The organism is Paenibacillus sp. yr247 (assembly GCF_900103825.1).
Taxonomy (GTDB): Bacteria; Bacillota; Bacilli; order Paenibacillales; family NBRC-103111; genus Paenibacillus_E.
In genome coordinates, this window is the sequence record NZ_FNIF01000007.1 from 133,245 (window position 1) to 145,935 (window position 12,691).

The following is a 12,691-nucleotide window of genomic DNA, read 5'->3' on the forward strand; positions in this document are numbered from 1 at the left end:
AAAAGTCTTTACTGTGGTTGCGCATCAGCAGCATGGTAGGGACTTTTTCTCTTGTTTCCATCCTCCTTCTCCCACTGCTCGTATACACTCAGCAGATCCTCAGCTAGACCTATTTAAGAATTCCAAAAAAAATTCAGAAAAAGCCTTCGGCAAAGGAACACTTCCCCATGCCGAAGGCTTTCTATGTTTTAACCCAGCACCACGCGGTCATCCGACAGCTTGTTGCCGCTGATGTGCTCGAACTCACCGAGCAGCTGCTCCACGGTAAGGTCTTTCTTCCGTTCCTCGCTCACATCAAGGATGATGCGGCCCTTATCCATCATGATCAGGCGATTGCCTAGACGAATCGCCTGCTCCATGTTATGCGTGACCATGAGCGTGGTCAGCTTCATTTCGCGCACGATCTCCTCGGTCAATCGTGTGATGAGCTCCGCGCGTGAGGGATCTAGCGCGGCAGTGTGCTCATCAAGCAGCAGAATCTGCGGCTTGGTGAACGTCGCCATCAGCAAGCTGAGGGCTTGACGCTCTCCGCCGGAGAGCAGACCCACCTTCGCGCGCAGACGGCCCTCCAGGCCGATGCCTAGGCGCTGCAGCTGTTCCAGGAACAGCGCGCGCTTGCGCGCGGTGACGCCGAAGCTTAGCCCGCGTTTCTTACCGCGGGCATAAGCCATGGCGAGATTCTCCTCGATGGTCATTCGAGGAGCGGTCCCCGCCATGGGGTCTTGAAAGACGCGGCCGATCCAACGGCTACGTTCATATTCCGGCAGGTGGTGGATGACCTCGCCGCTGATAGCCACTTCGCCGGCATCCGGCGTCATGACGCCGGAGATGATGTTCATCAGCGTTGATTTACCGGCGCCGTTGCTGCCTATGACCGTGACAAAGTCGCCGGGCTTCAGGGTCAAGTTAATGCCGATTAGCGCGATTTTCTCATCAGCTGAACCGGGGTTAAATAGCTTGGAAACGTTCGAGAGCTGAAGCATCAGCGATCACCTCCCTTATTCAATTGCACAGCGAGAGCGATCAGTTCAGCCGAGCGCCGTTTAGCTGTTGCCTTTTGCTTAATGGCTCGCTGCACAGACGGCAGCACGAGTGCGATGATAACGATAATGGCCGTGATCAGTTTCAAATCAGAAGCATTAAGCCACTCGACGCGCAGCGCCAGCGCTACCACAATGCGGTACACGATGGAACCGAGCACAGCCGCCAGTGTCGCTTGAAAAACCGTTCTCGCTCCGAAGATCGCTTCCCCAATAATCACAGAAGCCAGTCCAATCACGATCATCCCAATCCCCATCGAGATGTCGGCAAAACCCGACTGCTGTGCGATCAACGCTCCGGATAGAGCCACTAACCCGTTCGACAAGCTCACGCCTAGAATCGTAGTTTTGTCCGTGTTCGCGCCGAAGCTGCGGATCATTCGTGCATTGTCCCCTGTTGCCCGGAGGGATAGCCCCAGATCGGTGTGCAGAAACGCATCTAGCAGTAATTTGAACACAATAACAATGGTAAGCACAACCACGATCGGCGACATTGAAGCGAACAAGGTGTCTGCTCCAAGAAGCGAAATGTTCGGCTTACCCATAATGCGCATATTGATGGAATACAAGGCAATCATCATCAGAATTCCTGATAAAAGCCCATTTATTTTCCCCTTCGTATGGAGCAATCCCGTACAAGCTCCTGCAGCGAGTCCCCCTGCAAAAGCAGCCACACACGCCAGCAGTGGCGAATATCCGTGAGAGATCAGGATTGCTGCGATAGCACCACCTGTCGTAAAACTCCCATCCACCGTTAAATCGGGAAAATCGAGAATACGAAATGTGATATAAACACCAAGCGCCATCAGCGCATAGAGAAGACCTAGTTCGACGGCACCACTCATTGAATCCATCATTTGGACAACCTCCTACTCAAAGATAAACGACTATCCCGTCCTTATGGACGAGAGCGTTTGTCAAGGTTGATGCGAAGCAAGAAAAGCACATGGCTAATACTTTATTATCAACTTGAAAAAAAGAGGTGAACGAAAGTGACGTTCACCCCTTTTGTGTTCCTAGCCCTTACTGAATTATGTTTTTCTCTTTATCTTTCACTCCGTTTTTCATTGCGTCTGTTACATCAATGCCTTGCGCTTTCGCTGCTTTCAGGTTTAAGATCAGATCGAGCTTTTCAGGAACAGTTACTTTCATGTCTGCTGGTTTTTTACCGTTCTTGAGAATGTCGACAGCCATTTGGCCAACCTGATAGCCATGATCATAGTATTTGAAGCCAACCGTTGCAAAAGCTCCTTTTTCCACGGTATCGCGGTCACTGGAGAAGAACGGAATGTGCTTTTCATTTGCGATTTGAATGATGCCGTCTACGCCACTTACGACGGTGTTATCCAGCGTGATCAAGAAAGCATCCGCACGGCCAACCAGGGATTGTGCCGCTTGCTTTACTTCAGATGTATTCGTTACCGGCGCTTTAATGAGTTTAATGCCATGCTTCGTTAAGGATTGCTCCGCATTTTTAGCCATGATAACAGCGTTCGGTTCCCCTTCGTTGATGACAAGACCAACTGTTTTCACTTTCGGCATGTTGGTTGCGACGAAATCCATTAATTGTGCAACGGCCATAGGGTTCGTATCCGAAGCTCCGGAAACATTACCGCCCGGCTTATCCACATTGTTAACGATTTTGGCTGCAAGCGGATCTGTAACTGCTGCGAACAGAATTGGAGCTTTCTTCACTTGCTGTACAACAGCTAGTGCGGATGGTGTTGCGATACCGAGCACCAAATCAGCGTCAGCGGAAGCAATTTTTTGTGCAATGGATAGATTGTTTGCAGGATCGCCTTGCGCATTGTTGAAATCAACCTTCAGGTTGGTACCTTCTACGATACCCGCATCTTTAAGCGCTGCTAGGAAGCCTTGACGAGTTGCATCCAGAGAAGGATGTTCCACAATTTGTGAAATGGCTACTTTGTAAGTTTTTTGCGGGGCTGCCGTAGATGCTGGAGTTGCTGACGGAGAACCGCCTGCCGCAGAAGTCGTTTCAGCCTTCTGTCCACAACCTGCTACAACCATAAGAGCTGCTGATAATACGAGTGATACGAGTGCTTTCTTTTTCAACTTAATTACCCCTCTCTACGATCCCTTTTTGGTTGGCTTGGACTTATCGCCCACTCACCACTTTAACGCTTTTGCGGGTCAAAGTATGAGGATAAGAGCTGCGAAGTTCCTCAGCTTTGATACTAATTAACCATAGTTTAATTGGCTCTCGAGTTTCCGTCAATTGTTTTATCCGCATTTGTGTGATTTCTGTAAACATTGGAGAAGAATGCTGTGTGCTATTACTGGCGATAAAAGTCGCGAAGCAGCTCATCCATCACCCGATTCGTTCGGGCAGCAGTCAGTCCGGTACTGCTTACTTATTCGAAGCAAGACTTCTGTGACTTTACATGATAAAAAGCGTTTCAAGACCCCGAGAATCCAAGGTTGAAACGCTTTTGCATTAATCTTTTATGAGGTTGGTCATCTAGGAATGAACCTCTGTCAGCGATTCCGATGGATCGGAAGACAATTGATCTTGAAGCTGGAGCTGCTGAGCAGCAAATTCACGGTACATCTCATGGTACTCCAGCAATTGCTGATGCGTACCACTTCCCGTCACGACGCCTTTATCCAGAAAAATAATTTGATCGGCATCAACCACCGTTGATAGTCGATGCGCAATGACGAGCGTTGTGCGTCCCCGCATCAAATTTTGCAGTGCTTGCTGGACAACGACCTCCGACTTACTGTCCAGACTTGAGGTCGCTTCGTCAAGCATCAAAATTTTCGGATCCCGCAGCAAAGCTCGCGCAATTGCGATCCGCTGCCGTTGTCCGCCGGACAGCTTGATGCCGCGTTCACCCACTTCGGTATCATACTTCTGCGGCAGCTCCTCAATAAAGGCGTCAGCGTACGCCATCTGCGAAGCCCGCTTCAGTTCCTCCATCGTCACTTCATGCTGCAGACCATAGCAGATATTATCCCGAATTGTACCTGCAATAAGCGGACTTTCCTGTGAAACATAACCGATCTGGCTCCTCCAGGAGACGAGTGAGAATTGACTAATTCCATCAGGACCCAACGTGATTGAACCATTTTGCTGCGCATAAAACCTTTCCAAAAGCGAGAACAACGTAGTCTTTCCGCTGCCGCTAGGACCTACGATCGCCGTTACCTTACCCGCTTCCATGGCGAAGCTGACATTTTTCAGAACAGGCTCTCCTTCTTTGTAGCTGAACGTCACCTGATCGAAGTGAATCGATTGCGATGCGTTCGTGACGGACGCTCCGTTGTTCGGATGCTCCTCTTCATAATCCAGAACCTTGAGGATCGTGTCGGTCGCTCCCATTGTTTTCTGCACCTGATTAAAAAACTGCGAGATTTGCGTAATCGGCATTACAATTTGGAACAAATACAGCATGAAGGCAACCAGCTGACCGGCAGATATCGCACCAGAGGCAACTCTCATGCCTCCATAGCCGAAGAGCACGACAAACAGCATGAGCATGACAAAAGTGATTAATGGCGTCATTAACGCTTGAACCCGACCTTCTTTGAGCCCGAATTTGAAAAGCTTCTGAATCCCCGTGGTTCCTTCCACATACTCAACCGGCTCCGCATTAGCCGCCTTCACCAGTCGGATTTCCGATAGTACCCGATTCAGCACTGAAGTGAAGCTTGCGGTCTCGGCTTGCATGCCTTTGGATATTTTGTACATTTGCCGCCCCAGCGGAAAAAGGATGATGAAGGCAAGCGGGAATACGCTGAACATGATGAGCGTCATTTTCCAATCCATATATAGAAGAACCACAATAGAGCCGACAATCGATATAGAGCCCGTGACGAATCCCGCCATATGTTCCGCAATAAGTCCTTTAATGACCCCCGTATCGTTCGTCATCCGAGAGATCGTATCCCCCGTCTGGTGGTTATCATAATAACTGACCGGCAGCACAAGCAGCTTCTTCCATAAGCGATCCCGAATGCCTGCCACAACGCGCTGTCCCGCATAATTCAGCAAGTAAACCGAAACCCCGGAGGCTATAGCTGACGCCACGAAAGCAATCGCCATGCCGCTAATCTGCGTCCAGTTCAGGGAACTGACGGAGAAGCTATCGACGACATTCTTCGTAAATAGCGGAATCACCAATCCCACTAATGTTGATATAATACTTAACCCTAATGCTATGCTAAGTACAAGCTTGGGTGGATTCGCCTGAACGAGCAAGCGTGTGAAGCCGCGCCAATTGCTCTTGCCCTTAGGCTCTTCTTTCCTTGTAACAGCCATTTATCCCTACTCCTTTACCCGATCGGATGTTCATACATCTCTAGTGAATGATCTATTCATCTTTACCTAAGAATCATACACTTCTATTTTAAACGGAATATAAACGGGATCCAATCGGTCTTCAGGCGGGGCTCAAGTGTCAATAGAAAAAAGCTCTCTTACGAGCACGGCTTTCAGCTGCACCGTTTCTCATAAAGGAGCTTTCATTGGTTACTTAAGATTCTGTCGATATCTGCCAGACCACACCGAACGGATCTTCCAGTCGACCAAACATCGTCCCCCAGAACATGCGATCGAAAGGCATTTTCACTATGCCGCCTTCCGACAACGCTTCGAAAATACGACGGCCTTCTTCTTCGCTCTTAAATTCCAGCGTCAAATCCATACCTCGGCCTCTATCGACCGTTTCCGTACCCGAATCAGCCATGAAGAATCGGAGGCCAAGAGCATGAAGTGCATCACGCGATTTTTGAGCGATTCATCTGCATCCGGCATATCCGCAAACGTACGAAGGCTGACAATTTCCCCACCTAATGCCTTCACGTAAAAGTCAGCTTGTTTCCTTGCATCACTGCTGTAAAAATATGGCGTTAGTGTTGCCATGCTGATTCCCTCCTAATTGGTTTTGTTCCTTGTTAGATCCAGATTGAGTATACCATTTCTTCCTAGTGAAGATCATGCTATCCCCACACTAAACGGTCTCTTCCTTGTTCCTTAGCTTCATACAAAAGCGCATCCGTTGAAGCCACCAGCTCCGTCGTCATCTGCTCCTTGGAACGAACCGTTGCCCCGAAGCTCATCGTGATATGGAACTTGTCCTCACCCGAACTGAACTCAAGCGCGCGCAGCTTATCTCTGAATTGATGCAGTAAATCATTTGCTAGATGCTTATCTTCTGTATAAAAAATAATGGCGAACTCCTCACCGCCATAGCGGAAGGCACTGCCTTGCGCAGTAGGAATGATGGAATCCAACAAATTCCCGATTGCTCTTAGAACCGCATCCCCGATCTGATGACCATACTGATCGTTAATTTGTTTGAAATAATCAATATCTCCCATGACGAGGGAAAAAGGATGCTTCTTCGCAATAATTTCCTTGATTTGCTCTTGAAAACTGCGGTGATTATAGAGTCCCGTGAGGTAATCTTTTTTAGATAAGTTCTCGAAAATGCCCTTCTCTACAAAATGCTTCCGCTCCCGTGCCACGATGATGCCGCCAATCACGCCGATCATGATCAAAAAAGCAAAGTTAAACAAATGACGCGGCATATCTTCTACAGAAAAACCCCCATCCACCAGTAAGACTATGCCGACATATCCGAGTATCACCATGTTGGTAGCCACCATCGCACCAATGAAACTCCAGTACAATGACGCATGTAAGAGAATGAGATAAGCGATCGGGTACAATGGACTCTGTGTACCTCCAGTTAGCGAAACAATCATAATGAAAGCCACATAATCCATCACCACACCAATTCTCGTCATGCAGCGATAGAAGGCAGAATCAATAGGGCTGCGATGTAAGGCAAATTCCGTTATACCCATATAAATAACAGCAAAGACGAATAGCGTGAAAAAAATGATCAAATCCAACGTCGTTTGATGATAAGATGTCAAAAATAAAATGGTAGACGCCGGCACAAAAAACCATCGCACACAACTATAAGCAATTTCCAAAACATGGTCGGATCTTCTAGTCGTAAACATGTTGCATTCACTTCCCTGAAAATGGAATTATACCTAATCAGAAATTCTATGATCTCATGACGAACTCCTGCCTCATTCAAGTTTTTTACAACTTTATAGCCTGGTTTTGTTTTTGAAGCCCTCTTTCTATACAATGAATAGGTACGCAAACAGATCAGATCCGTTTAGGAGGTAAGTAGATGAATACTTTTACATTTTACAATCCCACCACGCTTCATTTCGGTCAGGGGCAACTGGAGAAATTAACAGCTGAGGTACCTAAATACGGCAAGAACGTCCTACTCGTCTATGGTGGCGGGAGCATAAAGCAAAACGGCATCTATGAGAATGTCATGAAGCTGCTCAAAGGCGTGGATGCTCATGTTGTTGAGCTTAGCGGTGTTGAGCCTAACCCAAGATTGACTACCGTTCATCGCGGTGTTGAATTGTGCCGCAGTCAGAACATTGATCTCATCCTTGCTGTCGGTGGTGGCAGCGTTATCGACTGTGCCAAAGCTATTGCTGTTGGGGCGAAGTACGAGGGCGATTTCTGGGAAATCGCTACGCGTAAAGCAGCAGCGACAGGTGCATTGCCGTTAGGGACTGTTCTCACGATCGCGGCAACAGGCTCTGAAATGAACTCAGGTTCGGTCATTACGAACTGGGAAACCAAAGAAAAACTCGGTTGGGGAAGTCTGTACTCATTCCCGAAATTTTCGGTTTTAGATCCTGCACATACGACTTCCTTGCCTGAAAATCAAACCGTTTACGGCATCGTGGATATCATGTCTCATGTGTTTGAGCAATATTTCCATCATGTCACGAATACACCTGTTCAAGATGGTTTCTGTGAAACGATTCTTCGCACAGTGATTGACACAGCGCCTCGCTTACTGCAAGATCTGAACAATCTGGAAGACCGCGCAACGATTCTTTATAGCGGTACAATGGCACTTAACGGAGTCCTGAGCATGGGTGTTCGCGGCGATTGGGCGTCCCATAATCTCGAGCACGCGGTTTCTGCCGTTCATGATATTCCGCACGGCGGCGGCCTAGCGATCATCTTCCCGAACTGGATGACTTACACACTCGACGCCAATGTAGCGCGGTTCAAGCAGTTCGCACTGCGTGTCTTCGGCATTGATACAGCAGGCAAGACGGACCGCCAAGTTGCTGAAGAAGGCATCGCAGCCCTTCGTCAATTCTTGACCTCCATAGGCGCACCAAGCCGGCTGGCCGATTACAATATCGATGACTCCACTATTGAGCTGATGGCCGATAAAGCTATGGTGTACGGCGATTTTGGCAACTTTAAGAAGCTTACTCGCGATGATGCGGTGAACATTTACCGGATGTCGCTATAGGATTTAATAAAAGGAGTACTCGCTGACGCGTAATCGTCGGGAGTACTCCTTTTTCACTATTATGAAACGGTGAAGAAATCATTTACAGAACCGAATTCCTATGAAATACTTAAAGGGAATATATCCCTTTCATGGAGGTTGGCACATATGAGCGAGCTTCATGTACAAAGTCCGATTAAGAACCGAATTAGCAACGTCTTCGTTCCCGTTCGAAACATTGAGAACGCACGAGATTGGTACTGTAAGTTACTTGGTATTGCACCGGATGGCGATATCTTATTTGGTCATCTCTACGTCCTACCGATGGAAGGAACATCCCTCGTACTCGACCAAATGCCCATGTGGGGCGGCAACGAGCCCGGTGGTCCACCTACGTATCAAACACCCGCTTTTATGTTTCAGACAGAAAACATTCAAGCTTCTTATCAATTTATGAAAGATAACAACGTGGAGCTTGTTACGGAAATTCAGAATGAACAGTGGTTTGCTTTTAGAGACCTGGACGGTAATTTGCTTATGGTGTGTAAGTAAAAGGGTAGGAATAAAATGAGCTCCAAAAAGGCTTCCTTCCCTTCCAATCTGTTGCAAGTTGAAAATTGTAAAGAAACCCGAGGTGCAATAGCTCCTCGGGTTTGTGTATGATTTATGGATTTACTTTTGTCTTAAATACTTGTTTTCCACCTTTAAACTCGATAACAGCAGCAGATTTGACAGGATCGTGGTTTTTATCCAATGTAATGACCCCTGTTGTTAACTTCAAGTCTTTTGTAGCAGCTAAAGCATTTTTCAGCTTTTCTGCATCTGTGCTGCCTGCCCGCTTAAGTCCGTCTGCGATCAATTTCAAACCGTCATAGTACAAAACTGCCATAGCATCAGGCACTTCATTGTTATATTCTTTTTTGAATGCTGTTACGAATTGCTGTACTTCCGGTGAAGTATCATCCGCTGAATAGTGATTGGATATGAATGTGTTATTCAATGCTTCAGCACCTGCAATTTCTGCAAGCTGCGGAGCATCCCAGCCATCGCCGCCCAACAAAGGAACCTTGATGCCAAGTTCACGAGCTTGCTTAACAATTTTACCTACTTCTTCATAATACCCTGGAATGAACACAACATCGGGATTTTTTTCTTTAATACGTGTAAGTACAGCTTTAAAGTCTGCATCTTTTTGTTGGTAGGACTCTGCTGCTACAACTTTCCCGCCACTAGCAGTGAAGGTTTCAGTAAAGAACTTGGCCAGCCCTTTCGCATAGTCGCTTGAAGCGTCTGAGTACACAACTGCTGTCTTCGCACTCAAACTTTTCGCAGCAAAATCGGCCATCACTTTACCTTGGAAAGGATCAATAAAGCAAGCACGGAAAACCCAATCATTTACTTTGTTGGTTCTCTCGTCGACCGTAACTTTTGGATTCGTGCCTGAGGCCGTTAGTAACGGAATTTTCTTCTCCATGGCAACAGGTACAGCTGCAAGGACATTGGTAGACGTTACAGGTCCGACTAAAGCAACTACTTTATCATTAGAAATCAATTTCTGTGCAACGCGTGTAGATTCTTCCGGCTTCGAAGCATTATCTGCCTGAACAATTTCAATTTTCTTACCCAAAACGCCGCCCGCAGCATTAATTTCTTTTACTGCAAGATTAATCCCCTTCATAGAGGAGTTTCCGAAAGCAGCTACACCTCCAGATAACTCAAAGTTTGCGCCGATTTTAATCGTTCCGCTTGAACTTCCGGCATTGCTGCAACCTACGATAGAACTGAAAGCAAGTGTCATGACGGCTGTTGCTGTAATCCATTTCTTTTTCATTGAAATTCCCCTTTTTCTCAAATTAACTAAAGATTTATATGTGTAAATACTTTAGTTTCACAATTAATGGCCGCCCAAATAACTCTTTTTCACTTCTTCAGATCCGGCCAGTTCCTTTGCATCTCCAGTAAGGGCAATTTTCCCTGTTTCCAACACGTATGCCCGATGGGCGATTTTCAACGCCTGATTGGCATTCTGTTCAACAAGCAGTACCGTTGTGCCAAGGCAGTTGATTTCTTCAATAATTGCGAAAATTTCCTGTACCAACAAAGGAGCAAGGCCCATTGAAGGTTCGTCAAGAAGCAGGAGCTTGGGACGCGCCATTAAGGCACGGCCAATGGCAAGCATTTGCTGCTCGCCTCCGGATAACGTACCCGATTGCTGATTCCGTCGTTCAAGAAGTCGGGGAAATCGCTCATACACTTTGCCTATATCTGCTTTAATTTCTTTATCTTTTCGAATATATGCACCGAGTTCTAAGTTCTCTTCGACGGACATATTCGCGAATACACGTCTACCTTCAGGACAATGGATTAGACCTTCCGATACGATCGACTGGGCGGAAATCCCTGTGATCGTCTTGCCTAAGAACACGATCTCCCCATTTTTCGGCTTTAGCAGACCGGACAGCGTCTTCAACAATGTTGACTTCCCTGCACCGTTGCTTCCGATCAATGTAACGATTTCACCTTGATTTACTGTGATGCTTACATCTTTCAGGGCGTGTATAGCTCCATAATAGACATCGATGTTATTTATTTTAAGCATTCGCTTTACGCCTCCTGACCCAAGTAAGCTTCTATCACTTTGGGGTTTTTCTTAATCTCGCTTGGTGCTCCCTCTGCAATTAGCTTTCCGCGATCCAATACGTAAATTCGTTCACACACGCCCATAACCAAAGGCATATCGTGCTCAATTAATACAATCGTAAGATCAAATTCACGCCGTATCCAATGGATCAAATTCATTAAATCTTGCGTTTCTTGCGGGTTCATACCGGCAGCTGGCTCATCCAGCAAAAGCAGCTTCGGACGTGCGGCAAGCGCCCTTGCGATTTCGAGTCGGCGCTGTTCGCCGTATGGCAAGTTTTTGGCAAGTTCATCTTTTTTTTCTTGCAGCTTGAATATCGAAAGAAACTCCAACGCTTTTTCAGTCATCTCTTTCTCGCTAGCAAAATGCTTCGGCAACCGCAATATAGATGAAAATATGGAATGCTTGGCGTGCTGATGGTACGCAATTTTCACATTTTCTATGACCGAAAGTTCGCTAAAGAGACGGATGTTCTGGAACGTTCTAGCGGCACCTTTTTGAGTAATCTGATAAGGTTTCAATCCGCCAATTGACTCGTCATTCAAAATTATTTTGCCTTGCGAAGGCTCGTATACGCCTGTCAGCAAGTTGAACAAAGTCGTTTTTCCCGCTCCGTTAGGACCTATCAAGCCAATAAGCTCACCTTGCCCAACCTGTATGTTCACATCAGAAACTGCCTTTAAACCCCCGAAGGAACGGCTAACATTCTGAACATTAAGCAGAAGATTATTTTGTTCCACGCTGCTCACCCTCCTTCTTCTTATTCAAGAAGTTGAATGAAAACTCTTTCGTTCCTAGGAGTCCTTTTGGACGGAAAATCATCATGCCAATCAAAATGATCGAATAGATCATCATTCTTAATTCAGGGAAATCCTGCAGGAACGTAAATAACAAAGTGAGTACGATAGCCCCTACGATAGCACCAGATGTACTTCCGAGACCTCCGAGTACAACGATGACCAATATTTCGAATGACTTCATGAAGTTAAAGCTGTTAGGACTAATGACATAAAACTTATGAGCGATCATGCCCCCGGCTATACCGGCAAAAAAAGCGCCGATTGCAAACGCAATTACTTTGTACTTCGTCGTATTGATTCCCATAGCTTCCGCCGCGATCTCGTTCTCGCGTATCGATATTACAGCGCGTCCATGGGTGGAGTTAATAAAGTTATTGATCACTACAACCGTAAATAGTGTAAAAATAAACGTCCATGTCCAAGTCGTTAACGCAGGAATTCCACTTAGACCGGATGCACCGCCAACATAGTCCGTATTTAACAAGACGATACGGATAATCTCACCAAAACCCAATGTTGCTATAGCCAGGTAGTCGCCTTTTAGCCGCAGCGTCGGTATACCGATCATAAGCCCGAATACGGCTGCGATCAGTCCTCCTACAAGGAGAGCGAGCGGGAACGGAAATTGAAAGTCCAACGTGAGAATCGCTGAAACATAGGCGCCTACCGCCATAAACCCAGCATGCCCTAATGAAAATTGACCTGCAAAACCGTTAATCAAGTTCAAAGACACGCCCAAAACAATGTTGATACAGATCAGGATGAGCGTAGATTCCGCAACGTCATTCATTATACCTCTAGTCAGCAGTATCTGAAACAGGCCATAAATGACAACGCTTACCCCGATCCCATACCAAAAATTTTTATTTTGAAACCTCATATTTTATTAAC

General features: G+C 46.6%; 13 protein-coding genes. 2 read left to right on the top strand and 11 right to left on the bottom strand.

The window, feature by feature from the left end:
- Positions 1 to 188: 188 nt before the first annotated feature.
- The 7 genes from BLT91_RS15290 to BLT91_RS15315 all read right to left on the bottom strand — a co-directional run bounded on the left by BLT91_RS15290 (position 189) and on the right by BLT91_RS15315 (position 7,037).
- A complete protein-coding gene (locus BLT91_RS15290) occupies positions 189 to 983 on the bottom strand; it encodes an ABC transporter ATP-binding protein (RefSeq protein WP_090822352.1) in 795 nt (264 codons plus the stop codon).
- On the bottom strand, positions 983 to 1,897 hold the full coding sequence (locus BLT91_RS15295) for an ABC transporter permease (RefSeq protein ID WP_090822354.1): 915 nt from the start codon (positions 1,895 to 1,897) through the stop codon (positions 983 to 985). Before BLT91_RS15295 ends, BLT91_RS15290 begins: the two co-directional genes overlap by 1 nt.
- A 166-nt stretch (positions 1,898 to 2,063) precedes the next feature.
- On the bottom strand, positions 2,064 to 3,116 hold the full coding sequence (locus BLT91_RS15300) for an ABC transporter substrate-binding protein (RefSeq protein WP_175532315.1): 1,053 nt from the start codon (positions 3,114 to 3,116) through the stop codon (positions 2,064 to 2,066).
- A 406-nt stretch (positions 3,117 to 3,522) separates the two neighbouring features.
- On the bottom strand, positions 3,523 to 5,325 hold the full coding sequence (locus BLT91_RS15305) for an ABC transporter ATP-binding protein (protein WP_090822355.1): 1,803 nt from the start codon (positions 5,323 to 5,325) through the stop codon (positions 3,523 to 3,525).
- Positions 5,326 to 5,539: 214 nt separating this feature from the next.
- Positions 5,540 to 5,710: a VOC family protein gene (locus tag BLT91_RS32885; protein ID WP_254776965.1), complete on the bottom strand. Its 171-nt coding sequence runs from the start codon at positions 5,708 to 5,710 to the stop codon at positions 5,540 to 5,542.
- Entirely contained in the window at positions 5,701 to 5,928 is a 228-nt protein-coding gene (locus BLT91_RS32890; protein ID WP_254776966.1) for a hypothetical protein, read from the bottom strand. The genes BLT91_RS32885 and BLT91_RS32890 overlap by 10 nt, the downstream gene beginning before the upstream one ends.
- Before the next feature lie 77 nt (positions 5,929 to 6,005).
- Positions 6,006 to 7,037 carry a GGDEF domain-containing protein gene (locus tag BLT91_RS15315; protein ID WP_090822357.1) on the bottom strand — a complete coding sequence of 344 codons (1,032 nt, stop codon included), beginning with the start codon at positions 7,035 to 7,037 and terminating at the stop codon, positions 6,006 to 6,008.
- A 179-nt stretch (positions 7,038 to 7,216) separates the two neighbouring features.
- On the opposite strand from BLT91_RS15315, the gene BLT91_RS15320 reads away from it, so the two are divergent.
- Both BLT91_RS15320 and BLT91_RS15325 read left to right on the top strand, forming a co-directional pair.
- A complete protein-coding gene (locus tag BLT91_RS15320) occupies positions 7,217 to 8,380 on the top strand; it encodes an iron-containing alcohol dehydrogenase (RefSeq protein ID WP_090822359.1) in 1,164 nt (387 codons plus the stop codon).
- A 147-nt stretch (positions 8,381 to 8,527) separates the two neighbouring features.
- Entirely contained in the window at positions 8,528 to 8,911 is a 384-nt protein-coding gene (locus BLT91_RS15325) for a VOC family protein (protein ID WP_090822361.1), read from the top strand.
- Positions 8,912 to 9,023: 112 nt separating this feature from the next.
- Here the strand turns inward: BLT91_RS15325 and BLT91_RS15330 are convergent, their stop codons facing one another.
- The 4 genes from BLT91_RS15330 to BLT91_RS15345 all read right to left on the bottom strand — a co-directional run bounded on the left by BLT91_RS15330 (position 9,024) and on the right by BLT91_RS15345 (position 12,680).
- Positions 9,024 to 10,190 (bottom strand): ABC transporter substrate-binding protein, encoded by a 1,167-nt coding sequence (locus tag BLT91_RS15330; protein ID WP_090822363.1) that lies wholly within the window; start codon positions 10,188 to 10,190, stop codon positions 9,024 to 9,026.
- Between the two features lie 63 nt (positions 10,191 to 10,253).
- Entirely contained in the window at positions 10,254 to 10,958 is a 705-nt protein-coding gene (locus BLT91_RS15335; RefSeq protein WP_090822365.1) for an ABC transporter ATP-binding protein, read from the bottom strand.
- A 5-nt stretch (positions 10,959 to 10,963) separates the two neighbouring features.
- Positions 10,964 to 11,740: an ABC transporter ATP-binding protein gene (locus BLT91_RS15340; RefSeq protein ID WP_090822367.1), complete on the bottom strand. Its 777-nt coding sequence runs from the start codon at positions 11,738 to 11,740 to the stop codon at positions 10,964 to 10,966.
- Positions 11,727 to 12,680 carry a branched-chain amino acid ABC transporter permease gene (locus BLT91_RS15345; RefSeq protein WP_090822369.1) on the bottom strand — a complete coding sequence of 318 codons (954 nt, stop codon included), beginning with the start codon at positions 12,678 to 12,680 and terminating at the stop codon, positions 11,727 to 11,729. The genes BLT91_RS15340 and BLT91_RS15345 overlap by 14 nt, the downstream gene beginning before the upstream one ends.
- Between the last annotated feature and the right edge of the window lie 11 nt (positions 12,681 to 12,691).

Bases quoted from the DNA above. Each gene is read 5' to 3' on its own strand.
- BLT91_RS15290 (WP_090822352.1), bottom strand. From the start codon at position 983: ATGCTTCAGCTCTCGAACGTTTCCAAGCTATTTAACCCCGGTTCAGCT.
- BLT91_RS15320 (WP_090822359.1), top strand. From the start codon at position 7,217: ATGAATACTTTTACATTTTACAATCCCACCACGCTTCATTTCGGTCAG.
- BLT91_RS15325 (WP_090822361.1), top strand. From the start codon at position 8,528: ATGAGCGAGCTTCATGTACAAAGTCCGATTAAGAACCGAATTAGCAAC.
- BLT91_RS32885 (WP_254776965.1), bottom strand. From the start codon at position 5,710: ATGGATTTGACGCTGGAATTTAAGAGCGAAGAAGAAGGCCGTCGTATT.
- BLT91_RS15330 (WP_090822363.1), bottom strand. From the start codon at position 10,190: ATGAAAAAGAAATGGATTACAGCAACAGCCGTCATGACACTTGCTTTC.
- BLT91_RS15295 (WP_090822354.1), bottom strand. From the start codon at position 1,897: ATGATGGATTCAATGAGTGGTGCCGTCGAACTAGGTCTTCTCTATGCG.
- BLT91_RS15335 (WP_090822365.1), bottom strand. From the start codon at position 10,958: ATGCTTAAAATAAATAACATCGATGTCTATTATGGAGCTATACACGCC.
- BLT91_RS15345 (WP_090822369.1), bottom strand. From the start codon at position 12,680: ATGAGGTTTCAAAATAAAAATTTTTGGTATGGGATCGGGGTAAGCGTT.
- BLT91_RS15315 (WP_090822357.1), bottom strand. From the start codon at position 7,037: ATGTTTACGACTAGAAGATCCGACCATGTTTTGGAAATTGCTTATAGT.
- BLT91_RS15305 (WP_090822355.1), bottom strand. From the start codon at position 5,325: ATGGCTGTTACAAGGAAAGAAGAGCCTAAGGGCAAGAGCAATTGGCGC.
- BLT91_RS32890 (WP_254776966.1), bottom strand. From the start codon at position 5,928: ATGGCAACACTAACGCCATATTTTTACAGCAGTGATGCAAGGAAACAA.